General features: G+C 60.7%; 17 protein-coding genes and 1 pseudogene. 10 read left to right on the forward strand and 8 right to left on the reverse strand.

Annotated features, from left to right (window positions below):
- Window positions 1-14: 14 nt before the first annotated feature.
- The 5 genes and pseudogenes from AC070A_RS26490 to gnd all read left to right on the forward strand — a co-directional run bounded on the left by AC070A_RS26490 (window position 15) and on the right by gnd (window position 4,841).
- Complete coding sequence (locus tag AC070A_RS26490) at window positions 15-782, forward strand: SDR family oxidoreductase (protein WP_218373773.1); 768 nt, start codon at window positions 15-17, stop codon at window positions 780-782.
- Complete coding sequence (locus AC070A_RS26495) at window positions 751-1,326, forward strand: gluconokinase (protein WP_375374134.1); 576 nt, start codon at window positions 751-753, stop codon at window positions 1,324-1,326. The genes AC070A_RS26490 and AC070A_RS26495 overlap by 32 nt, the downstream gene beginning before the upstream one ends.
- Window positions 1,326-2,273, forward strand: a complete 948-nt coding sequence (locus AC070A_RS26500) for a 2-hydroxyacid dehydrogenase (RefSeq protein WP_218373774.1) — start codon at window positions 1,326-1,328, stop codon at window positions 2,271-2,273. The genes AC070A_RS26495 and AC070A_RS26500 overlap by 1 nt, the downstream gene beginning before the upstream one ends.
- 9 nt (window positions 2,274-2,282) lie before the next feature.
- A complete protein-coding gene (locus AC070A_RS26505; protein ID WP_492383991.1) occupies window positions 2,283-3,314 on the forward strand; it encodes an L-idonate 5-dehydrogenase in 1,032 nt (343 codons plus the stop codon).
- A gap of 103 nt (window positions 3,315-3,417) precedes the next feature.
- Window positions 3,418-4,841, forward strand: a pseudogene (gene gnd / locus AC070A_RS26510) (NADP-dependent phosphogluconate dehydrogenase).
- A gap of 55 nt (window positions 4,842-4,896) precedes the next feature.
- On the opposite strand, the gene AC070A_RS26515 reads toward gnd, so the two are convergent.
- The 6 genes from AC070A_RS26515 to AC070A_RS26540 form a co-directional block, all read right to left on the reverse strand.
- On the reverse strand, window positions 4,897-5,154 hold the full coding sequence (locus tag AC070A_RS26515; protein ID WP_058324660.1) for a hypothetical protein: 258 nt from the start codon (window positions 5,152-5,154) through the stop codon (window positions 4,897-4,899).
- 772 nt (window positions 5,155-5,926) lie between these two features.
- On the reverse strand, window positions 5,927-7,258 hold the full coding sequence (locus AC070A_RS26520; RefSeq protein WP_218373777.1) for an HlyD family type I secretion periplasmic adaptor subunit: 1,332 nt from the start codon (window positions 7,256-7,258) through the stop codon (window positions 5,927-5,929).
- Window positions 7,255-9,108: a type I secretion system permease/ATPase gene (locus AC070A_RS26525; RefSeq protein ID WP_492383990.1), complete on the reverse strand. Its 1,854-nt coding sequence runs from the start codon at window positions 9,106-9,108 to the stop codon at window positions 7,255-7,257. Before AC070A_RS26525 ends, AC070A_RS26520 begins: the two co-directional genes overlap by 4 nt.
- Window positions 9,109-9,205: 97 nt before the next feature.
- Window positions 9,206-10,105, reverse strand: a complete 900-nt coding sequence (locus tag AC070A_RS26530; protein WP_492383989.1) for a hypothetical protein — start codon at window positions 10,103-10,105, stop codon at window positions 9,206-9,208.
- Window positions 10,036-12,129 carry a hypothetical protein gene (locus AC070A_RS26535; protein ID WP_494773600.1) on the reverse strand — a complete coding sequence of 698 codons (2,094 nt, stop codon included), beginning with the start codon at window positions 12,127-12,129 and terminating at the stop codon, window positions 10,036-10,038. Before AC070A_RS26535 ends, AC070A_RS26530 begins: the two co-directional genes overlap by 70 nt.
- A complete protein-coding gene (locus AC070A_RS26540) occupies window positions 12,035-12,721 on the reverse strand; it encodes a DUF5801 repeats-in-toxin domain-containing protein (protein ID WP_494773601.1) in 687 nt (228 codons plus the stop codon). Before AC070A_RS26540 ends, AC070A_RS26535 begins: the two co-directional genes overlap by 95 nt.
- A 1,788-nt stretch (window positions 12,722-14,509) precedes the next feature.
- On the opposite strand from AC070A_RS26540, the gene AC070A_RS26545 reads away from it, so the two are divergent.
- Window positions 14,510-14,962, forward strand: coding sequence for a hypothetical protein (locus AC070A_RS26545; protein WP_057248693.1), 453 nt, complete (start codon window positions 14,510-14,512; stop codon window positions 14,960-14,962).
- A 49-nt stretch (window positions 14,963-15,011) separates the two neighbouring features.
- Here the strand turns inward: AC070A_RS26545 and AC070A_RS26550 are convergent, their stop codons facing one another.
- Both AC070A_RS26550 and AC070A_RS26555 read right to left on the reverse strand, forming a co-directional pair.
- Window positions 15,012-15,653, reverse strand: a complete 642-nt coding sequence (locus AC070A_RS26550; protein ID WP_218373781.1) for a response regulator — start codon at window positions 15,651-15,653, stop codon at window positions 15,012-15,014.
- Window positions 15,654-15,658: 5 nt separating this feature from the next.
- Window positions 15,659-17,044, reverse strand: a complete 1,386-nt coding sequence (locus AC070A_RS26555) for a sensor histidine kinase (RefSeq protein ID WP_309239063.1) — start codon at window positions 17,042-17,044, stop codon at window positions 15,659-15,661.
- Between the two features lie 280 nt (window positions 17,045-17,324).
- Here AC070A_RS26555 and AC070A_RS26560 point away from each other — a divergent pair, with 280 nt between their 5' ends.
- The 4 genes from AC070A_RS26560 (at window position 17,325) to AC070A_RS26575 (ending at window position 22,331) form a co-directional block, all read left to right on the forward strand.
- Window positions 17,325-18,059, forward strand: a complete 735-nt coding sequence (locus AC070A_RS26560) for a hypothetical protein (protein WP_218373786.1) — start codon at window positions 17,325-17,327, stop codon at window positions 18,057-18,059.
- 67 nt (window positions 18,060-18,126) lie between these two features.
- Window positions 18,127-18,894, forward strand: a complete 768-nt coding sequence (locus tag AC070A_RS26565) for an EAL domain-containing protein (RefSeq protein WP_218373788.1) — start codon at window positions 18,127-18,129, stop codon at window positions 18,892-18,894.
- A gap of 219 nt (window positions 18,895-19,113) precedes the next feature.
- Window positions 19,114-20,349, forward strand: coding sequence for an HlyD family secretion protein (locus AC070A_RS26570; protein WP_112994705.1), 1,236 nt, complete (start codon window positions 19,114-19,116; stop codon window positions 20,347-20,349).
- Complete coding sequence (locus AC070A_RS26575) at window positions 20,331-22,331, forward strand: glycosyltransferase (protein ID WP_218373790.1); 2,001 nt, start codon at window positions 20,331-20,333, stop codon at window positions 22,329-22,331. Before AC070A_RS26570 ends, AC070A_RS26575 begins: the two co-directional genes overlap by 19 nt.
- Window positions 22,332-22,340: the final 9 nt, after the last annotated feature.

Genomic DNA, 22,340 nt, shown 5'->3' on the forward strand with positions numbered 1-22,340 from the left:
GAAGGAGAACAGGTTTGTCATTTCCACTTTTTGACCTCAAAGGGCGACGCGCCTTGGTGACGGGCTCGTCGCAAGGGATAGGTTTGGCGCTGGCGCGTGGTCTTGCCGAACACGGCGCGGCACTTGTCCTCAACGGTCGCGACCGTTCGAAGCTGGAGGCGGCCGCTGCCGCATTGAAGGATGCCGGCTACACTGTCGATGTCGCGGATTTCGACGTCACGGACGCGGACGCGGTAAAGCGCGGCGTCGATCAGATCGAGCAGGATGTCGGCGCCATCGACATCCTCGTGAACAATGCCGGCATGCAGTTTCGCGCGCCGCTTGAAGACTTTCCCGCCGAGCGCTGGGAGGAATTGCTGAAGACGAATGTCTCCAGCGTTTTTTATGTCGGCAAGGCGGTCGCCCGGCACATGATCGGTCGCGGCGCCGGCAAGATCATCAACATCGCCTCGGTGCAGAGCGAGCTCGCGCGCCCGTCGATCGCGCCCTACACGGCGACGAAGGGTGCAGTCAGGAACCTGACGCGCGGCATGTGCACCGACTGGGCAAAGTATGGATTGCAGGTGAATGCGATCGCGCCCGGCTACTTCAAGACGCCCTTGAACCAGGCGCTGGTCGACAGCGCCGAGTTTTCCTCCTGGCTGGAAAAGCGCACGCCGGCGGCCCGTTGGGGTGACGTCGAAGAACTGGTGGGTGCAGCGGTCTTCCTGGCGAGCAACGCCTCCTCTTTTGTCAACGGACACACGCTCTATGTCGATGGCGGCATCACGACCAGTCTCTGAACTCCGTCGCGGCCTTGGCCCGGTCGTCGTCATGGGCGTATCCGGCTGCGGCAAGTCCGCGGTCGGCGAACGGCTCGCCAGCTATCTCGGCGCGCGCTTCATCGAGGGCGACAGCCTGCATTCGGCCGCCAATGTCGAGAAGATGCGCAGCGGCACCCCGCTGACCGATGCTGACCGCTGGCCCTGGCTCGACGAGATCGGCACCCGTCTGGCCAGTCCGGCCGCGACCGTCGTGTCGTGCTCGGCATTGAAACGAGCCTATCGCGAACGGCTGAGGGAAGTCGCCTGGCAGCCGATCACCTTCGTCTTTCTGCAGGGCACCCGGGCACTGCTCGCGGCACGGCTGGGAGAGCGAAAGGGACATTATATGCCGCTGTCGCTGCTCGACAGCCAACTTGCCACCCTCGAACTGCCCTCGGGGGAGGCGGACGTCGTTACCATTGAAATCGATCAGTCGCTGGAGCGCATCGTTGCGTTGGCGATGAACACGCTGGCGATCCGCGCCGAACGCGCGACCAGTGAACAAACCACGGGAGAAAACTGATGACGAAACCGGACATCCTGCTGATGGGCCCCTATCCGGATTGGGACCTGGTGGAACTGGAAGCGCGCTACGCAGTCCACAAGATCTACGAGGCCGAGGATCGGGACGCCTTCCTTGCAACGCATGGGCCGAACATCCAGGCGATTGCGACCCGTGGCGAGCTCGGCGCATCGGCGGATCTGATCGGCAAGCTGCCGCAGGTCGAAATCGTCTCCGTCTATGGTGTCGGCTACGATGCCGTCGATCTCGCCGCCTGCCGGGAGCGCGGGATCCGCGTCACCAACACCCCTGACGTGCTGACCAACGACGTTGCCGATCTCGGCGTCGCCATGATGCTCTGCCACTCGCGGGGGATGATCGGCGCGGAAGGCTGGGTGAAGGACGGAAGCTGGGCAGCCAAGGGCCTATACCCGTTGAAACGGCGGGTCTGGGGGCAACGCGCCGGTGTTCTCGGCCTCGGTCGCATCGGCTTTGAGGTGGCCAAGCGCCTCAAGGGCTTCGATATGGACATCGCCTATAGCGACGTTGCCGAAAAGCCCTACGCGGACGGCATGACCTTCATCGCCGATCCGGTTGCTCTGGCAGAACGGTCAGATGTGCTGTTCGTGACGCTCGCGGCCTCTGCCGCGACCCGCCACATCATCTCAAAGCAGGTGATCGAGGCGCTCGGTCCCGAGGGCATGCTGATCAACATCTCGCGCGCCTCCAACATCGACGAGGATGCGCTGCTCGATGCGCTCGAGAGCGGTGCGCTCGGTTCGGCGGCGCTCGATGTTTTCGAGGGTGAGCCGATGCTCAATCCCCGCTTCCTCAAGCTCGACAACGTCCTGCTGCAGCCGCATCACGCCTCCGGCACTATCGAGACCCGCAAGGCGATGGGCAAGCTGGTGCGCGACAATCTCGCTGCGCATTTTGCCGGCGAAGCTCTGCCCACCCCAGTCGTTTGAGGTCCTGAAATGAAAGCCGTTGTCATTCACGCCGCCAAGGATTTGCGGATCGAGGATCGGGAGACGCACGCGCCTGGTAAGGGCCAGGTCGAGGTTCAGATCGAGGCCGGCGGCATCTGCGGGTCGGATCTCCACTACTACAACCATGGCGGCTTCGGCACCGTGCGGCTGCGCGAACCGATGATCCTCGGTCATGAGGTTGCCGGCACGGTCAAGGCGCTCGGCGACGGTGTCTCGACGTTGGCCGTCGGCGACCGAGTGGCGGTGTCGCCGAGTCGCCCCTGCGGGTCCTGCGATTATTGCCAGCGCGGCCAGCAGAACCATTGCCTGAACATGCGCTTCTACGGCAGCGCCATGCCGATGCCGCATATCCAGGGGGCGTTCCGGCAGCGGCTGGTTGCCGAGGCGTGGCAGTGCCACAAGATTTCTAACGGTGTCTCGAGCAACGAAGCGGCAATGGCCGAGCCCTTTGCCGTGACGCTTCACGCCGTGGCGCGTGCAGGCTCGCTACTCGGCAAGCGGGTCCTGGTCACCGGCTGCGGGCCGATCGGGGCGCTGGCGATCATCGCCGCCCGAGCGCACGGCGCGCGTGAGATCGTCGCGACCGACGTCATGGACGGTGTGCTCGACAAGGCGCTATCGATCGGCGCTGACCGGGTGATCAACGTTGCCAACAATCCCGATCAGCTTGCCGCCTATGCCGCCAACAAGGGCACCTTCGACGTTCAGTTCGAGGCCTCGGGCAATGCGCAGGCGGTGCGCTCCGGTCTCGACGTCCTCAAACCCAGGTCAGTGCTCGTCCAGCTCGGGCTTGGCGGCGACGTCGCCATCCCGCAAAACCTCGTGGTGGCAAAAGAGATCGAGATGCGCGGCACATTCCGGTTCCACGAGGAGTTCGGGCTGGCCGTCGATCTCATCAACGCCGGCCGGGTGGACCTGACCCCATTGTTGACCGGGATCTTCCCCCTGGAAGACGCGGTGTGCGCCTTCGAGACGGCCGGCGACCGCAGTCGTTCGATGAAGGTGCAACTCGCCTTCTAGCCGCCATTGCTCCATGCGGCCGCGGGAGACTGTGATCGCATGGAGCCTTCACCCCGAACGCTCGGAAACATCAGCTAGCGTCCAATCAAATGGAGGCAATCACGTGTCACAGGCGGAAATCGGCCTAATCGGTCTCGGCGTCATGGGCTCGAACCTGGCGCTCAACATCGCTGAAAAGGGCAACAAGATCGCGGTGTTCAACCGCACCGTCGAGGCGACGCATAAATTCTACGCGGAAGCCGGCGAGCTGAAGGGCCAGATCGTGCCCTGCGACACCATTGAGACGTTTGTCGCCGCCATCCGCCCGCCGCGGCCGATCATCATCATGATCAAGGCCGGCGAGCCGGTCGATCAGCAGATGGAAATCCTGAAGCCCTATCTTTCCAAGGGCGACATCATGATCGATGCGGGCAACGCCAACTTCCGCGACACGATGCGCCGCTTCGAGGCGCTGAAGGACAGCGGCCTGACCTTCATCGGCATGGGCGTTTCCGGCGGTGAAGAAGGCGCGCGCCACGGTCCGTCGATCATGGTCGGCGGCAAGGAGGAGTCCTGGAAACGCGTCGAGAGCGTTTTGACCTCGATTGCCGCGAAATACGACAACGACCCTTGCGTTGCCTGGCTCGGTGAAAACGGCGCCGGCCATTTCGTCAAGACCATCCACAACGGCATCGAATATGCCGACATGCAGATGATCGCCGAAATCTACGGCATCCTGCGCGATGGCCTGAAGATGTCGGCGACCGAAATCGGCGAGGTCTTCGGCGCCTGGAACAAGGGCCGCCTCAACTCCTACCTGATCGAGATCACCGAGAAGGTGCTGAAGGCCGCCGATCCTTTGACCGGCAAGCCGATCGTCGATTTGATCCTCGACAAGGCCGGCCAGAAGGGCACCGGCAAGTGGTCGGTGATCGAGGCGCAGAATATGGGCGTGCCGGCAACCGGCATCGAGGCGGCGGTTGCCGCACGCAGCATCTCCTCGATGAAGGACGAGCGCGAGGCGGCCGAGAAGATCCTCGGGCTGCCTGAGTCGGCGACTTCAAGGTCGCCGACAAGGCCGCCTTCATCAGGGATCTCGAAAGCGCGCTGCTGGCCGCCAAGATCGGCGCCTATGCGCAAGGCTTCGCGGTGATGTCGGCGGCATCGAAGGAGTTCAACTGGAACCTGCCGATGCCGACGATCGCCAAGATCTGGCGCGCCGGCTGCATCATCCGCTCGCAGTTCCTCGACGAGATCACCACCGCCTTTACCAAGGCGCCGGATGCCGCCAATCTGATCGTCACCCCGGCCTTTGCCGCCATGGTCAAGGAAACCGACGCAGCCCTGCGCCGCGTCGTCTCGGCAGCGGCTCTCGGCGGCCTGCCGGTGCCGGCACTTGCCTCAGCGCTCGGCTATTTCGACAGCTACCGCCGCGGTCGCGGCACGGCCAACGTCATCCAGGCGCAGCGCGACTTCTTCGGCGCCCACGGCTTCGACCGCATTGACGGTGCCGACAGCCATCACGGACCTTGGGGCAGTGGCTTTTAGCCGGCACCCAGAAATTGCGACCGTTCGATCCCTTCAGGAGCCAAGAGGCGAGCAATCAATTGACAAAGCGAGGACTAACATTGGTAAGCAAACTCACGACTTTGTCTTCGATCGCCTGACAGTCGTTCTCGTATCGGGCGGTCAGAGGTTCGCCTGAGATCGCGTGTTCTCGGAGTTCATCCCGGGTGATCACCGCGATGCCATAAGCCTCTAACAGGGTACTCAGGGAAAGGAACCTTAGCTCCGCAAGCTGTTGCCGATGCCTCGGCAGCCGCATCATCAGGCGTGCCCGTCCGATCTTCTCAAAATCCATCGTTTCCGCCTTCAGGTAACGCCTGAAGGCCAGTGTCCTCCACAATCCGAGGGGTAGCAACATGAATATGACCGTGCAGGCTCTGTAGCGGCAATTGAGCGCGGCAGGACCGCGAGATGGAAATCCTCAATCCGACCAGTGAGATCAGTAGCGTCAAGAGTGTTGTTGCCGAGGTCACTCGCTCGACAGCCGCGTCTCGGCCCTCCAATGACCAAACGCGTTTGTGCCGGAACGAGGAGTGGGGGGGATCCCAGAGCGCTTAGTCGAATGGGACTGGGGCGAGCGCTCTGGGATCACTAGCGCCAATGACGGAGGGCAGTCCTTGGCTCTTTGGCGCTTAAACAGCATGGCGGGCGGATTCGGAATGAGCAACGCCGCTAGGACCTTTGCCAGAGCGCACCAGACCTAGGTCTGATAAGATCTCAAAATGGCCCCCCGAAAATCGACCACTGCGCCTATCAAGTGCATCCGTTGGGCTCCCCATCGGAATAGGGGACAGACCTCTGAGCTCGGTCGGTCGAACACGAACGTTTCGTAGGGCTATGCGGGAGAATTGAGGTCGGAACGACTATCGGGCAACGACGCGCGTGGCGTGGGCTTTCTTGGCAGATGTTGGACCGTGGTGTCGGGCGTCGCATTGCATTTGAGGAGCAAATCTATCCACGCATCATCCGCTCGGTTGAAACGACCAGAGGCTCATCACGTCCCTTCTCGCTCGCCCAAAGCCAAACGAACCCGTTCGTCGCTCTTCTACCGCAACCGGGCTGGCTCCCTATTTTTCCCGTAGCGCCCGGCGGAAGTTCTGCGTGATTGGTTCTGCAAGGTAGGCAAGCACGGTGCGGACACCCGTCCGGATCATTGCCTCGCTCGACATGCCGGGCAACAGTTTGCGACCCTCGAGCTTGGCGAGTTCGTGTCTGTCAATCAACACGGTTGCGGTGAAGTATGGCACCCCGCTGCGTTCCTCTACCATGCGGTCAGCCGATACGATCTCCACGACGCCGTCGAGTGGCGGCAGGTTGTAGCGTGCGAAGGCTGGAAAGCTGACACGCGCCGGCTGTCCGGGGGCGATCGTCTCGACATCCTCCGGCCTGACCATAGCCTCGACCACGAGTTGCTGTCCGAGAGGCACCATGGTCATTAAGGTTTCGCCGGGCTTCACGACACCGCCGTCCGTGTGGACCTTCAGGTCCATGATGATACCGTCAACCGGTGCGACGATGTCGGTGCGGGCAAGCACGTCGTTGGCGGAACGCTCCTGCTGTTTGAGGTCGAACAAATCCGCCTCGACCTTGCTCAATTCCTCGACAGCATCTTTCAGCCGCACGGTGTTAAGCTTCAGAATCTGCGCGTCAATTTCGGCCATGGCGCTTCTGGCACGAGCGATCGCCGCGATATTGGTAGCGCGCTCCCCCTCGATCTCGCGCTGTTGTTGTCTGAGCAGCAGGTTCCGTGCGCGGGTGGTGAGTGCTTTCTTGAGCAGAGTTTCAAGATCCTTGGTCTCCCCTTCGAGAGCCTCGATCTGCTTGTCCTCGGTCGCAACGAGTCTCTCCAGTCCCGTTATCTCCTCCTCGGCCTGGTGGCGGCGTTGTCCGAGAATGGTCCGCTCGTCGTTCAAGTTGTGGCGCTTTGCCGCGAACACGTCGCGCTGCGTGGCCACCGCTTTCTTGGCAGCGGTCGCACGGTTTGCGAGCAGCGCCGGATCAAAGTCGATCTCGGCCTTGTCGTCACGCTCCGCCCTGAGCCGCGCGGCCAGCGCCTCGCGCGTTGTGATCCGGTTCTGAACCAGGTCCAGTTGTGCTTTGGCTTGCGTGTCGTCGAGCCGGATCAGAACCTTGCCAGCCTTGACGATGTCACCGTTGGCGGCGTTCAACTCCGCGATGATGCCGCCCTCAAGGTGCTGGATGAGCTTGCGGTCGCCGGCGACCTTGACAACGCCCGGTGCCACTGCGGCGCTGTCCAACGGCGCCAGTGCCGCCCAACCTCCGGCCATCCCGAAGAACAGGAACATGATGGCAAATCCGGCCCACGTCACGCCCGCGATACGCAAGGGTATCGGCTTCGGCATCGGGGACGGTGGCGCGGGTAGCGGCACAACGGTCATATCTTTTTCCATTCGGGTGCTTGTGCCGCGTCTGCATCTCCTCCTGAAATGCTTCCGGCAACAATTTCTGACATAGGTGACGAATTTCGGACTGTGAATCGACCGGCCGGACCAGCGCCGACGCCTTGGTTCGCGGCTATGGCTGTGATCCGGGTTACCGCGCCGTTGCGCTTGGCAAGTTCGTTGAAGACATGGTCACGCGGACCGAAGAGATCTTGTTGGCCTCGGTTGAGGACCAGTATCTTGTCAACTTTCTGCATGATGCTCGGTCGGTGCGCGATCAGAATAATCGTCGTGCCTGCGGCCTTGATCGCGCTGATGGCTACGGTCAACGCATCCTCACCTTCGCGGTCGAGATTGGAATTTGGTTCGTCCAGGATAAGGAGTGCCGGATCGCCGTAAAGTGCCCTCGCTAGCCCGATGCGTTGACGCTGCCCGCCCGACAGTGTCGCGCCCGACTCGCCGATCTCGGTAGCGTAACCCTTCGGCAGTCCCTTGATCAGTTCGTGAACTCCTGCCAGTTGCGCGGCCTTGACGACGTTGTTGAAGACCGGCGTGTCGAGCTTCGCGAAGCGGCAGATGTTCTCGGAGACAGTGCCGGCGAAGAGCTCGATGTCCTGCGGCAAGTAACCGACATAGCGGCCACGGTCCTCTGCCGCCCATTGGGCGACATCCATGCCGTCAAGCAACGCGCGTCCTCCGGATGGGCGCCAGGCACCGGCCAGTATCCGCGCCAGACTCGTCTTGCCGGCCGCGCTTGGGCCAATCAGCGCCATGACCTCGCCCGGTTTGAGCTGGAAGCTGATCCCTTTCAGGATATGTTCGCCGCCCGGCCGGGCAAGCACAAGATTGTCGGCCTCAAACCTACCCTTCGGCCGCGGTAGTGGCAGAACCGGTGTGGCCTCCAGGTGTTTGCCGGCGACTGCGGCAAGACGACGGTAGGCGGCCCGCGCTCCAACAGTCGCCTTCCAGGTGCCGATCGCTTGCTCGACCGGGGACAATGCGCGACCCATGAGGATCGAGGCGGAGATCACGATGCCGGGCGAAGCCTCGTTGCGAAGTACGAGATAGGCCCCGAGGCCCAGTATGGCCATTTGCAAGGCCAGTCGGTGACACCGCGCGATGGCCGCGATGAAGCCGCCACGGTTGGCGGCGAGAACCTGTCCATGGTTTGCCTCGTCCTGCTGCGCCTTCCATCCCTCAAGCAGTGGCTTCAGCATGCCCATCGCCTGCACGACCTCTGCATTGCGGATAGCCGCCTCGGCCTGCACGTATGCGCGCGATTGGGCGCTTTGGGCCTCGGTCAATGGCTTGCGTGTGAGGTATTCGTTGAGCAATGCCAACGAGAACAGGACGATCCCGCCACCCAGCGCCAGCCAACCGAGCCAAGGGTGCATGAGGAATATGGCCCCGAGAAACAGCGGTGCCCAAGGTGCGTCAAGGATCGGGAAGATGCTCGGGCTTGTGAAGAAATTCCGGACTTGATCCAGGTCGCGCAATGGGCGGGCATTGACCTGACCGGGCGCTGAAGCGGCATATTCCACCGCTGCTGTCAGGAGCACCGGCGCCAACCGCGCATTCATCCAGGATCCGACTGTTGCGAGCAGACGCCCGCGCACGATTTCCAGCCCCGCCATTGTGGCGAGCGCGCCCACCGCCATCAGCGACAGCATCCCCAACGTTTCCAGGCTGTGGCTGGACAACACGCGATGGTAGACCTGGAGCATATAGATCGCGCCGGTCAGCATCAGCACGTTGATGCCGGCACTGAACCAGATTAGCGGCCGGATGGCGCGTCTGGCTTCTGTCATCACAACCTGCAGGGCGGGGCGTAGTTGGCTGGTTTTCATCTTCTATAACTCTAGGACGAGGAACAAGACGAACGCTTAGCGGGACGACGCCCCGGCAAACCACGGGGGCAGGCTTGGCTGCCCCCGTGGAGAAGTGTCAGCTGACGTCAACAAGTATGTGCTGCGTCGCTGTCTGGTCGGCGTCCGCGTCCGCGACCTGGAAGGCGAAGTCGAGGTCGGCCGGGATCGTCCCCGACGTGTTTTGGACAAACCCGATGTCGGCGCTCTGCATGATCTGGACGCCCTGTATCTGGTAGGTCTCGCCAGCGACCGTGTAGTCGTTCTGTTCGATGATGAGCAGGGCATCGTTGTTATCGAGCGTGAACTCGGTGTTGTACGGGGCTGGGACATTTGCGTTCCCTTTGATCAGGTCCGCGTTCTGCACGTTGACCGCCCTCGTCACCTCGTTCCCGTTGGCATCCTTCAGGTCGAGGATCACGATCAGGTCTTCACTGTTGCCGATGCCATCGAACTTGATGACAATGCCGCCAGCTTTCGCGGTCGGATCCAGCCGCTCAGTGCCACCATCGGGGGCGCCCGGGTTTACATCCCCCAGAATGTTCTCTTGGAAGAATCGCAAGGTCAGAAGTTCACCCTTCTGGATCGTGTCGCCGGCGACCCCGTTTGTCGCTTGGGTTGCACTAACCCAGTCTTCGTTGACGTTGGTGACCATGTCATGTGCACCCTGCGTGAATGCGACATCGGTCGGCGGCCCAGTCGGCGCTCCATCGCCGGTTGAGTTGAACCCGAACCCGATCTTCTGGGTGATCGTGTTCGCGGTGAACTGTACAAAGAACGGATCCGGATCGCCGTTGGGCGTGAGCTGCTCCGCTACGATCAGCGGATGGCCGGTGTTGCCGGTGGGGGCCTTGGCCACCAACTCACTGGTGTGCAGCACGTCGAAGCTGAACCCGTCGATCACGTCCGTCAAGGTGAAGGTGTAGGTGTCGGCCACCTTGTCGAAGACAAGAGTGCCGCCCGCCGTTGCGTCCTGCACGCCAGCGGTGATCGGATCCTTGTCGTAGTGGAACGAGAAGTTGAACGTGGCAGATGTTTCGGTCTCAGCCGTGAGGGTTGCGACCGCTTGGGTGATGTTCGGGTTCTGCACGTTCTCGACCGTACCGGTGAGCCCGATCTGGTGCCTGCCAAAGCACCGTTGGCATCGACAAAGTCACTGATACCCGCCACATACTCCGCGGCCGTGTGCCTGTCGGTCATGTCGTAGCCAAAGGTTCCGCTGGCCGTTGCTGCCGCGGTGTTGGCAAGGTGCTCCGGGGTTTGGATGCCAGGAGTGCCGGGATCAGCGTCGAACGCTGCCGTGATCGTCGGATCGGTGTCGTTGAAGGTCAGCGACAGCCCGGCACTCGTGCTTTGCTGCGACACGACGTCTTCGTCGCCGTCCGTCACCATCACCGTCGCAACGACGTTGATCAGGCCGTTGAGATCGAGGGTGTTGTCCTCGCCAGCACCTTGCGGCGCGTTCGAGTGCTCAAGGGCGACCAACGAGGTCAGCGTCACCGTCGTGCCAGACAGCGTCACCGTGAACGCCGTCGCATCGAGCGAGGCGTTACCGTCGCTGTCGTATTTGCCCGAGATCTGGCTGGCCGAGTCGGCCACCAGCGTGATCGCATGGTTGCCGTCCGTCGTCGTGAGCCCGGTCGCCGCTCCGCCCGCCAGGGCGAGAGCATAGCTCACATTCGTCGTTTTGCCGTCGACCGCGCTTGAGTTGAAGGTCGGGGGCGTGATCGTTACCTGATTCTGCCCGCTAGCCCCGCTCGCCTCACCCACCACGGCGGCGCCAACCACCGGTGCGGCCGTGATCAACAGCGTCGGATCGGTGTCGTTGAAGGTCAGCGACAGCCCGGCACTCGTGCTTTGCTGCGACACGACGTCTTCGTCGCCGTCCGTCACCATCACCGTCGCAACGACGTTGATCAGGCCGTTGAGATCGAGGGTGTTGTCCTCACCAGCACCTTGCGGCGCGTTCGAGTGCTCAAGGGCGACCAACGAGGTCAGCGTCACCGTCGTGCCAGACAGCGTCACCGTGAACGCCGTCGCATCGAGCGAGGCGTTACCGTCGCTGTCGTATTTGCCCGAGATCTGGCTGGCCGAGTCGGCCACCAGCGTGATCGCATGGTTGCCGTCCGTCGTCGTGAGCCCGGTCGCGGCTCCGCCCGCCAGGGCGAGTGCGTAGGTCACATTGGTCGTCTTGCCGTCAACCGCGCTGGAATCAAAGGTCGGGGGCGTGATCGTCGCCTGGCTCTGCCCGGCAACTCCGCTTGCCTCGACAACCTCGGCGGCGCCAACCACCGGTGCGGCCGTGATCAACAGCGTCGGTCCAGAGTCATCGAAGTTGATGAACGAGCCGACCTCTTCGGTGTGGGCGTTGGTGTTCGTCGCTGAGAAATGGACCTCGGTGATGTCGATCCCTTCATTCGAATCGACCGACTCGACATGCAGTTGATCCATAAAGCCGCTGGTAGTGATATCGACGGTTGTGGTGTTATCCAGCCCGGTGATGGTGACAGCATTCCCGGTCCCGCTGAGCCCGGTGATGGTGACGTTGCCGCTCGCGGTGGCATAGGTTCCGTCCGCGGTGATGGTGGAAGCAAACCCCGATGCACCAGTCAGCTTGATGCTGGTGATGTCCACGGCGGTGGTCGGGCTGCCGTTGAAGAAGTCCGAGCCTTGCTCGTTGCCCTGAACGTTGAAGGCGCGGATCGCGATGTCCGCCCGCCCAGCCGATTGAGACGGCGTGAGCTGGTTGATTATGAAGCCAGCCTGCGTGATGTTTTCGAGATGGCTGCCGTACGCGATGTCCGCGCCATCACCTGCATCGGGGGTGCCGCCGGTCACAAAATCAATCTGCAGCACTTCGCGTCCGAGTGGTTGATTTTGCCCGTCCGTGTCCGGTTGGATGCTCTGGTTATCGACGCCAAAACCCTGCTGACTCACGTTGCACTCGCTGTTGACCAGCGCGCTGTTCGGGTCGGCCTGGGAGGACCGCACGAGCCCCGTCATCATTGCTGCCGGGATGGGCATTCTCACCGGTAAAACTGACCACCGAGGTCCCCGCGACCGAGGCGAACACGTGATCAGTCAGATCGATCCGGTCGTCCGGGTCGGTCTCATCCGGATGGAGTAGCGGCACGTACTGAACCAGGTAAAGGTCCGCTTTAGTGGCGCTTGTGGGGTCCAGCCCAAACGCAAAGGCGAGCGACCCGTCAGCAGCGGGCGGGACGTCCGGGTCGGAGGTTCCGATGACGCCGATCACGACGTTGGGATTCGTTGGGTCCTGGAACAGCCAGACATAGTTGCCATCGACCGTTTGGATGCCGCTGTTCACGCCGACGGTTTTGGAAAAGGGTGTGCCGGAGGCATCCTGCGCGAGAACGATCCCGGAGATGGTTTCCCCTGCGCTCGCCGAGGCCTGCACGAAATTGGCTTGGTAAGCGACCTCTGGTGAGGTCAGCCCGCCCGTATCGTCGAGAGTTAGGAGATACAACAGGGTGGGGTTGGTGTCGTGAGGCGGATCCGACGGGTTAATATCGTCGTCCTGAAGTAGAGTACTCTCGTCGATGATGATGTCTTGAGGCTGGATGTCCAGCGCCATCGAGGTTATCCTCCACGAAAATGAATTGGCCAAAGAAAAGGGATAGGGGCCCTCGAAGCGTTATGGCCTCTATCCACTTAGGAAAAGCAGATTTGTTCTGGGAAATTCCCCCCCTATGCGTGTTCTCATCACGCCTTGTCAGGTGCTCTACGATGAGGCCCCTGGTTTAGACTGTGACGCTACGCCTCTCGTATGGGCCCTTCAAGTCATCCTTAAGGACTATCTAATATATCAGAAGTTGTGCCGCTTCGCGAAGCCGGATCAGCGTAAGGGCATCGATAGCGTTGCGGCTGAGCGGCCGAGCCGTCTGGCATAAATGTCCCAGCGAAAAGCAGAGATGAGATGCAGCAGGTTCGGATTCTTAATTATTATTAATGAACCTGCGAGCAAGTTTGGCGCTGTGATCCAGAGTCGCCCGGAAAGGCGTCACAAGCGACTCTGGAACCACTTTTGCGGCCGTGGCGGTGGATGACGCCATGGTTGTAGTTAGGATATTCTGGGATTGAATTGCGTCACAAGCAGAGTAGGACCTTTGCCGGCGCAAATAGGACTTAGGTCTTATGTCGGACAGGACCCCAGCAGCGAGGCCGACAAGCAATCTAATCCTCAACCGGGCGTCCGCCCGTCTTGGTATACGACGACAGGCCTTTTGGTCGACTGTTGCAACGCCACTGTTCCGATTGAGACGTTGGTTCTTGCGCAGGACGCTGGCTTTGAAATCGCTCATGAGGAATAGATTGTAAGGTGTGCGGCTGCCACGCTCTTATACCGCTGCCCGGCATTTTGTTGTGCAGGCACCCGGTTATATCTTCGGCTAATCAGGGCTAGTCCCTTTAGGGAAGTTGTCTTTGGGCGGGGCCTCAGTCACCCTTTTCTCATTGCGATTGCCACCCTCGATGCAGTCCCCGCTGCAGAGGCCAATCGCAAGCACCGACTGAGCCTCTTCCTTGGCGGGTAGAGGCTCTTTTTTCGCGATGACCGCCTGAGCCTCAACGGAAGGGGACCTGCCCGATAGGCTTTTGTCCTCTGGGATTCCTACCAGGCGAGAGTTTTGCCGTTTCAGAACGAGAATTCCCGGACACCTATCTCACGCCGCGATGAGAGGTTTCGAAAGTACTTCTGACGACCCTCCGGAAAGATGGGGCAGCGGCACCAGAGCCGTCGGGCGGGGACGATAGGACCGCTCCGAAGCCGCTACCCTCCCATGGCGGTACGGGCCGAAGTGCCATGGGCTGAACAGGAAGACTAGGGTGAACGGAACGCGCGACAACGGAACTAAGACCTTTGCCGCGAGGAGTGAGACTGAAGTCCCATGGCGGAACCTTTGGCACCACTCTACCTTTTGGAGAAGTACCATACGCCGGCGCGGCAATCGACGAATATCTAGCCCCGCCCGAACAGCATGCCCTTCAAATGGGGTCAACCAGGAGCCTTCATAGATCGGTGATCCTGACATTTGGCCCCTTCGCTTACCTCATCGGCTCCTCCGGGGGCCGTCTTTTTAACCAGACGGCGGCATCAGGCTAAACCCGGCAACCCTCCAGTCAGAGACCGGCTCAAGCGCGTTTGCCTGGCTGATCCGCCGGATCGCACCAGCGGACCCCCGCCCGGTCTTCCGACCATAGTCTGGCTTGGATGGGACGAAGGTCCAGCCGGGGTAAGGGAAAGGTCCTGTGCAGCCAGGATCTTTGCTGGAGCGAGTTGACTGTGCGTCTCGGTCAAGGGCAAAGTCGGTTGGATACCCGCCGCGCTGAGTGCGCTTGCGCACGAAATGACCTTGGAGACATTATGATCACGCGTCGGATGATCCTGACAGCATTCTTGCCGGCAGTCTGCACCCTCGCCATCTCCTTACCCTACAGCCTCGAAACGTCGAGCGCTGGGCTTACGATCGTCAAGACGGTCGCCTTCGCCAACAGTGGCAATGGTAATGGAGGCGGGGGCGGAAATGGCGGGAACGGTGGCGGCAACGGCGGCGGGAATGGTGGAGGCGGCGGCGGGAACGGTGGTGGGAGTTCAAATGGCAGTGACCGCTCCAATTCCAACAGCGAGCGTTCCAAGAACTCCAATCGTGGGAACGCAAAGGCCAATGGACAGGATGTCGGCGTTCGCCACGAAGGCGGCATTACCGAAGAGATCGCGAATGGCCGCTACATCATGAAGGATGCCCGCGGACGCACCATCATCAACCGCCGCGCGACGGCAAACGATAGAAAACGGATAGATTCATTCTTGCATTAGGTGAGGGTAGGCGCACGAAGCCGGTTGCGCCATCCTTGTTCGACGTGGATCAGACTTCGCGCGCGTCGCGTAGTACCATGGCCGCTTCAGTGCGGTTGCCGACACCCAGCTTTGTCATGATCTGCGTCATATGATGCTTTACGGTCTTTTCCTGCAGGTCCAGTTGGATTGCGACATGCTTGTTGCTCATACCTGCTGCCACCAATTCCAGAACTTCCCTTTCACGAGGCGTTAGACCGGCGATCAGGCCGGACTTGCCGCCTGCCGCTGGTGTCCGGCTGGACAGAAGCTTGGCAGACAAGGTCGGCGCCACATAGCGCTCTCCCGAAGCCACGGTGCGAATGACCTCGGCAAGCGCTCTTGCACCGACGCCCTTCAGCACATACCCGGTGGCACCTCGATCCAGCGCAGTTGTCACGTCGTCGCCGTCTTCGGAAACGGTGAGCATGATAATCTTCTGTAATGGGGCGATTTTCAGGATCGCCGGTATGGCCTCCAAACCACCACCGGGCATGGAGATATCCATGAGCATGATATCCGGTCCAAGGCGCTCCGCGATCTGGGTGGCATCGTCCTTCGAGCTGCCCTCGGCGACAATTTCAAAGCCCTCGATCTCCGACAGGCTCCGCGTCACACCTTCCCGAAACAAGGGGTGATCGTCCACGATAGCAACGCGAATGGGAAACACCATGATTGTCATATCTCCTTGACGCTGGTCGTCATGCGAACGGTTGTACCTGTCGCTGCCACAACGAGCTCGAACGTTCCTCCGAGACTTTCGATCCGTTCTCGCAAGCCGGCAAGACCAAGACTTGTGGGCAGAACTGTGTCCGGGTCAAAACCGGGTCCACTATCGGTAACCTCGATCGTGACACGGTCGCCATCCGTCCGCTGCGTAACCTGCTGTCCGACACCGCCGGCGTGGTGAAAGCCGTTGTTGAGGGTCTCTTGCACGAACCGGTAGATGCATATTTTCGCCGCCTGCGAGAGGCGTTCGGGAGGCTTCGTCAAGTGCAGCTCGACGGGTGAACCAGTCCGCTGCTGATGCGCCTTTACGCACCGCTGCAGGATTTCGGTCAGACCCGCCGTTTCTATCTGCGGAAGGACCAGGCCGCCGCAGATCGTGCGAATCTCCTGCATCGCTTCGTCCAAGCTCGCCTTTATCGCACCAATTTCGCGGTCGCGCGTGCCGGCCGGCGTTTTGCTGCGCTTCAAGGCTTCACTATCCAACCTGAGCGAGGCGTAGGCGACGAGTTGGGCCGGGCCATCATGCAGGTCCGCTCCGATACGTCTCAGATAACTTTCGTTCAACGCGGTGGCGCGCTGCGAAGCGCGTTGGAGGCGACCCCGCAACTTTTCGTTCTGCGCGAGCGATTCCGAGAGTTCCTCGACCCGTTGCTTGAGGGCATGGCGCTGGCTCTCGATCGTCTTGCTACCGCGAAGCACGATTGCCGACAGCACGACAAAGAAGGCAAGTGTGAAGGCCGCGACCGCCAACCAAGTATGCATGCGCGCCTCATTGAGACTTTGCTGAAACTCATTGGCGACCTCGTGGAATTCCGACACGGCAACCACCTGCCCGGACCAGGGCTGCAGTACGGGATTGTAGATCACAAGCGCCGGTACCCTTGAACCTTTATCAGTCGCTATGTTCCTTTCCCGATCGAAGCGCGCGGCCATCTTGCCGGAAAATGCGGTTTGCAATTCACCGCTAAGCTCAACCTTCGTGCCGACAGCGGCCCGATCACTCGAATAGAGGAGCGTGCCGTCCGCGCGCCAAAGGCGGAAAGAGAGAAGCCGGTCACCCAGTGCGCCTTGGCCGAGGGTCTCATCCAGCGCGCGTGCCACGGTCCCGTCTAGGACTTCGTTCCTCTGCATGTCGGGCAGCAGCGGCGCAATCACACTATCGACATAGAGTGCAGTCGTCGCGGCCGAGTTCCGGGTGACCGCATCTTCGATCCGGTTCGAAACAAAGGCTCCGATCAACACCATGGCGCATGCGGAGACTGCTCCCCCAATCAGCAGAAACTGCCTGGCGAGCGATTGAGAATTCCAGCGGGTGATAAGTTGATTGAAGCGCACCAGGTCTCTCGGATCGGGCCGCCGGCTCGTGCGGCGCGACGATTGTAGCAAGCTCAGCTCAACCTAACCACTCTCGAAACGCGGTCAATGGCAGGACGATCGACGCGAGCTTGATCGGACCTTTGATGCTTTGGGCCCGGACCTAAGTCCCAAGCGCGAAGGCAATGGTCTGGGGCCAATGGCGCCGTGTCCGGGGCGCAGATATCGTCCGTGCATCAATGATCGTTCGCCTGAGTCCGCGAAAGGACAGTGAACAGCAAGTTGGAATAAGGAGATTATCATGGCCATGACGAGACTGATCGCGCGAAGCATCATGACACTGACACTGGCAATCGCGCCGGTGGCTGGCGGCAACTTGGGGCTGAACGGTTTCGCCTATGCCAAGGGCGGCAACGGCGGCGACCATGGTGGCGGAAACGGTGGTGACCATGGTGGCGGCCACGGCAGTGATCGTGGTGGCAGTTCCGGCCACGGCAAGTCCGATAATGCGCGCGGAAGTAAGGAGACGAAGGGAAACAAGTCCGGCGAGAAATCGCATAAGAAGACCCACACATCAAGCGGCAAGGAAAAAGCGTCCAAGCCGGCGAAGGCCGAGAAGGTCGTCAAATCGGCGCCGGTGGAGTCGGATCCGGTTGTTGAACCGGTAACGCCGGGGAACGCGCCGGGCTTTGGTTCGCTCAACCGGAATTACCACGCTTACCTCAATTCGAACGATCCCAAGATGGCCGGGGTTCGGGCCTATGCGATCGCCTATGCCGAGTTTGAGGCTGAAAACGGTGAGGATGCCATCCCCACGGACCCGGCGCTGAGCGACGAAGCGCTGCGTGATGCGCTTGCCAGCTTCACCAAGGACGGTGTGGTGACTGACGACATGGTCGATGAAGCCAAGGAGATACTCGGCGTTGGCCCTGCGGTCGGCAAGATCGACGAAATCCGCGAAACGCTGCCGCCATCGACGGTAGATGAGACGGATCCGGAAGTAGAAACGGATCCGGAAGTAGAAAGCGTCCAGTAAAACAAAGACAGGCAGCCGGCTCCGGTTGATTGTTGTCGGGCCGGTTGCCAAACCAGGCGGAATTCGAATGTTTGATCGTGTTGCGGAAGCCTTCGACCACGCAATGAAACAGGGACGTGTCGGCTTTTCTCTTCAACACATCAACTCAGTCGCCGACGTCGGCCGCGTCCTTTACTCGGAATGCCTGGGAAGGCTCGTCAAACCCGATGGCGAGATCATGGCAGCCAGCGAGTTCATAGGCTATCTGGAGGCGGCAGGCCGTGTTGCCGCGCTTGACAGGCATATGCTCGCCCTCGCTTTTAACTGGCTCGCGTGCCAGCCATCCGGTGTCCTCGGGTGCAACATTTCAGTCGAAAGTATTTCCGACGAACGCAACAGAGCACTTCTCTTCGATCTGCTGTCTGCAAATACGAGATTTGCATCGCGGCTTGTGCTCGAGTTGACGGAAAGTCTGCCCGTATCGGGACTTCCGATAGCCGGCCGGTTTCTGCAAAGTGTGCAGGCGCTTGGTTACAGGATCGCCGTCGACGACTTTGGCACTGGGTTCTCGACACCTGAGGCGCTTTTGTCGCTGCCCGTCGACATCGTGAAGATCGACGGATTCTTTTTGCGTCTGGGTCGTGACGACGCGGAGCGCTTTCTCTCGCACATGGTCGGTCTCGCATCCTGCGTCGCCCCGGTCGTGGTCATTGAAGGCGTCGAAACCTATGCGCAGTTTGAAGCCGCGCAGGCCGCGGGAGCAACACATGTTCAAGGGTTTCTGCTCTCCGAACCTACCCTCGCTCCGCTATTTGGCGGAGAAGTGCACGATCACTCAAGTGCGATGGTTTGCTGAGAGAAGAGGAGGCCCGCGGACGCCCGCGCCTCTGTCTGAAAATCGGCCGCACACAAGGCGGTAGCCCGTCCGAATCTTCCGAAAATGGGACAAATTTCAGCTGCAAAACATACAATTTTGAGGGTTGTTCATCTCGTCATCTCACCGGAAGTTAACCCGGCGGTGGGAGCATGTCGCTAGCCCCGTCGTCGTTGTCAACGGTAGTGAGTGGGATTGCGCATGCAGCTCCTGAACCATCGCGTCACACGCATTGTCGTTGGGATCCTGCTTCTGGCACTTGCCATTGTCGTGCTCTTGCCGGGGCTCACGGGCTTTACCAGCCTTGATGGCACGGTCAACGCTCGCTTTGCAGTGATCAACGCGCCGATCGATGGCGAGATTGAGCAGGCACCACCCCGGATCGGCACCCCGGTAGCCGCAAACGAGACGCTTCTGACGATCCGCAATGATCGGGTCAATCGGGCGATCCTTGCTTCGCTGCAGGCGGAAGGAAAGACCGCGGTTGATCGCGTTGCGGCGCTCGAACGGGAACGGGACGAACTTGTCGCGTTGCGCACCCAACTCGCCGATCGGCTCGAGAATTTCAAGAACGCCACCATTGCAAGTCTGGAACGCGAGCTTCGCATCCTGCAGAAGCGGGTCGAGGTATCTCGCGCCCAGGACTTCGTCGCCAAGGTAGACCTCGACCGACGGCAGGAGTTGGAGTCGAAAGGGATTTTTACGCGCAAAATGGTGGAGTCGGCCGCTGCCGCGGGCGCCGCCACGGGCGGCGAGGTCGAGATCAGCAATCTGTCGCTCGAGCTGCTCGAACAACGACTGACGGCGCTTCGTCAGGGGATATTCATCGTGGGCGATGGTCAAAACGATGTACCCTATTCCCGCCAGCGCCAGGACGAGGTGATCGTTCGCATAAACGATATCAACACCCGCATAGTCGAAAACAGCACGCGCGCCGACCAGATAGACCATCAATTGGTCGAGGAAGAGAAGCGCGTTCGCAGTCTCGAATTGGCGGCGGTCTCTTCGCCATTCAGCGGCGTGGTGTGGACCCGGAACGTCGTCAACGGTTCCAATGTCATCTTGAACAACGAGCTGCTGCGTATCCTCGATTGCCGCGAGCTTTTCGTCGATATCCTCGTTCCCGAAGTCGATTACGACGAGATCTATCCGGGTCGCGAAGCGGAGGTTCGGCTCCTCGGTCGGAGCGAAGTCTTCAAGGCGAAAGTGCAGGCAGTCAAAGGCTCTTCTGCCGTTGTCGAGAAGGACAATCTAGCTGCCAAGGAGCCGGAGGCCGAGGAGCGCGATGCCAGGATCCGCGTTCAACTCATACCCTCAGCGCTCAACACCGATTTCGGCAATTTTTGCCAGGTGGGGCGGACCGCCCAGGTACGCATCTCCAGGCACAATCTGCAACTGACGCAGTGGATCAAAGGCTTGTGGTTCAACCTCTTTTAGCGCTCGCGCCCACATTGCTGGTTATCGCCTTCTTCCTGCTTGGGCCATCCAACTGGTCACGGCATCAAAGCTGGGCGCGCGCCATCACCTGCGCCGTCGTTGGCGCTGTCGCACTGCGCTATATGGTCTGGCGTCTTTTCGAGACCGTTCTTCCCTATCCAGCCGATGGCGCGAACGCGTGGTGGGTTTGGGTTGTCTTCATCATCGAGCTCCTTGCCTTCACCGAGGTCGTTCTTTTCCTCATTTTGATGAGCCGATACGTTGACCGGAGTTCCGAAGCGGACCGCTTGGGAAAGACGTACTTCGCTCGCGAACAACAGGATTTGCCTACAGTCGACGTTTTTATTCCGACCTACAATGAACCGCTCGATGTCTTGGAGCGGACGATCGTCGGGGCGTTGGCACTCGACTATCCGAAAGACAAGTTCAAGGTCTATGTCCTCGATGACGGCCGGCGTGATTGGCTGAAGTCCTTCTGCGCAGAGCGAGGCGCGGTCCACTTGACGCGAACGGACAATGCGCACGCGAAAGCCGGAAACATGAACAACGGGCTCCGAGCGAGTTCGGGCGACTTCATTGCCATTTTCGATGCCGACTTCGTCCCCTATCGCCATTTTCTCAAGCGTACCTTGCCGTTCTTCTCGGACGAGGAGATCGGGATCGTCCAGACGCCGCAGCATTTCTTCAATGTCGATCCGGTCCAGTCAAACCTGGGCCTGGAGAACATCTGGCCGGACGAACAGCGCCTCTTTTTCGACGAGATCGCTCCGAGCCGCGACGTCTGGGATGTCAGCTTCTGCTGTGGGTCGTGCTCGATCGCCCGCCGCAAGGCAGTCGACGCGATTGGCGGCTTCCCGACGGAGTCGATCACCGAAGATTTGTTGACGACACTGTCGATGCTGAACAAAGGCTACAAGACCCGTTACTTGAACGAGCGCCTGTCGATGGGGTTGGCAGCCGAGAACCTGACGGGCTATTTCGTCCAGCGAGAGCGCTGGTGCCAGGGCGGCATCCAGACGCTCTATCTCCACAACGGCCCCTTGCGCGGACCGGGCTTGTCGTTGTTCCAGCGGATCATGTTTCTTCCCATGTCCTGGCTCGTGCAGTACGTCGTGCGCCTGATCGTCCTGATGGTGCCAATCGCCTATCTCTGGTTCGGCGCCTTGCCGCTGCACTTCACCGGCGTTGCCGACTATGTCTCTAACCAGCTCCCCGTTCTGGCGGCCTATTTCCTGTTGATGCTGTGGATCACCCCGACGCGCTACCTCCCTGTAGTTTCCAGCGCCGTCGGGACGTTCGCAACCTTTCGCATGCTGCCGACGGTCGTTTCCAGCCTCGTACGGCCCTTCGGCAAGCCGTTCAAGGTGACCCCGAAAGGCACCGGTAACGAGGCCAACGCCTTCGATGCCTACACGTTCTCTTGGATCGCGGGCTTCATCACTGCCACAGCACTGGGGCTCCTGATCAACATTGTTCCGGAAACGGCGCGGATACACGGCTCTTTTTCGGCGATTGGGGCCGTATGGTCGGGGATCAACATCGTCGTCCTTGTCATCGCTTCTCTCATCTGCTTTGAGAAACCGTGTCGCCTTTTCCAGGCTTTTAGGCTCGATGAGCCCGCCAATGTCGACGGCACGCCGGGGCGCGTGGTCAGCCTCTCACTCGACAAGGCGGTGGTCGCCGTTCCGACTGAAGTGCGTTTCCAGTCCACACAGGTGACGCTCAGACTTGATGGCTTCGAGCCGCTACATGCAGATCTCAGGCAAGTGACGCAGCGGCGCGGCGACATCTCGCGCGCCGGAGACAAGAGGCGCTTCTACCTTCACCTTCACTACGAACTCAGCGGCAAAGAGCGCGACCAGATGATCGTCAAGCTCTATACCGGGCGCTACTCCCGAGACGTCCCCGACATCGACAAGATCGCTGTTTCGGTGAACCTGCTACTGCGCGCCTTCGGACGCACGCGCACCGTCTCCCAATAGCAAACTCCA

It is taken from the genome of Ensifer sp. GW101-20A05, from assembly GCF_059424735.1.

Excerpts from the sequence above, each read along its gene's own strand:
- AC070A_RS26570 (WP_112994705.1), top strand. The coding sequence starts at position 19,114 with ATGCAGCTCCTGAACCATCGCGTCACACGCATTGTCGTTGGGATCCTG.
- AC070A_RS26515 (WP_058324660.1), bottom strand. The coding sequence starts at position 5,154 with ATGGATTTTGAGAAGATCGGACGGGCACGCCTGATGATGCGGCTGCCG.
- AC070A_RS26505 (WP_492383991.1), top strand. The coding sequence starts at position 2,283 with ATGAAAGCCGTTGTCATTCACGCCGCCAAGGATTTGCGGATCGAGGAT.
- AC070A_RS26535 (WP_494773600.1), bottom strand. The coding sequence starts at position 12,129 with ATGACGGGGCTCGTGCGGTCCTCCCAGGCCGACCCGAACAGCGCGCTG.
- AC070A_RS26495 (WP_375374134.1), top strand. The coding sequence starts at position 751 with ATGTCGATGGCGGCATCACGACCAGTCTCTGAACTCCGTCGCGGCCTT.
- AC070A_RS26540 (WP_494773601.1), bottom strand. The coding sequence starts at position 12,721 with ATGGCGCTGGACATCCAGCCTCAAGACATCATCATCGACGAGAGTACT.
- AC070A_RS26520 (WP_218373777.1), bottom strand. The coding sequence starts at position 7,258 with ATGACCGTTGTGCCGCTACCCGCGCCACCGTCCCCGATGCCGAAGCCG.
- AC070A_RS26500 (WP_218373774.1), top strand. The coding sequence starts at position 1,326 with ATGACGAAACCGGACATCCTGCTGATGGGCCCCTATCCGGATTGGGAC.
- AC070A_RS26550 (WP_218373781.1), bottom strand. The coding sequence starts at position 15,653 with ATGGTGTTTCCCATTCGCGTTGCTATCGTGGACGATCACCCCTTGTTT.
- AC070A_RS26545 (WP_057248693.1), top strand. The coding sequence starts at position 14,510 with ATGATCACGCGTCGGATGATCCTGACAGCATTCTTGCCGGCAGTCTGC.
- AC070A_RS26560 (WP_218373786.1), top strand. The coding sequence starts at position 17,325 with ATGGCCATGACGAGACTGATCGCGCGAAGCATCATGACACTGACACTG.
- AC070A_RS26565 (WP_218373788.1), top strand. The coding sequence starts at position 18,127 with ATGTTTGATCGTGTTGCGGAAGCCTTCGACCACGCAATGAAACAGGGA.
- AC070A_RS26525 (WP_492383990.1), bottom strand. The coding sequence starts at position 9,108 with ATGAAAACCAGCCAACTACGCCCCGCCCTGCAGGTTGTGATGACAGAA.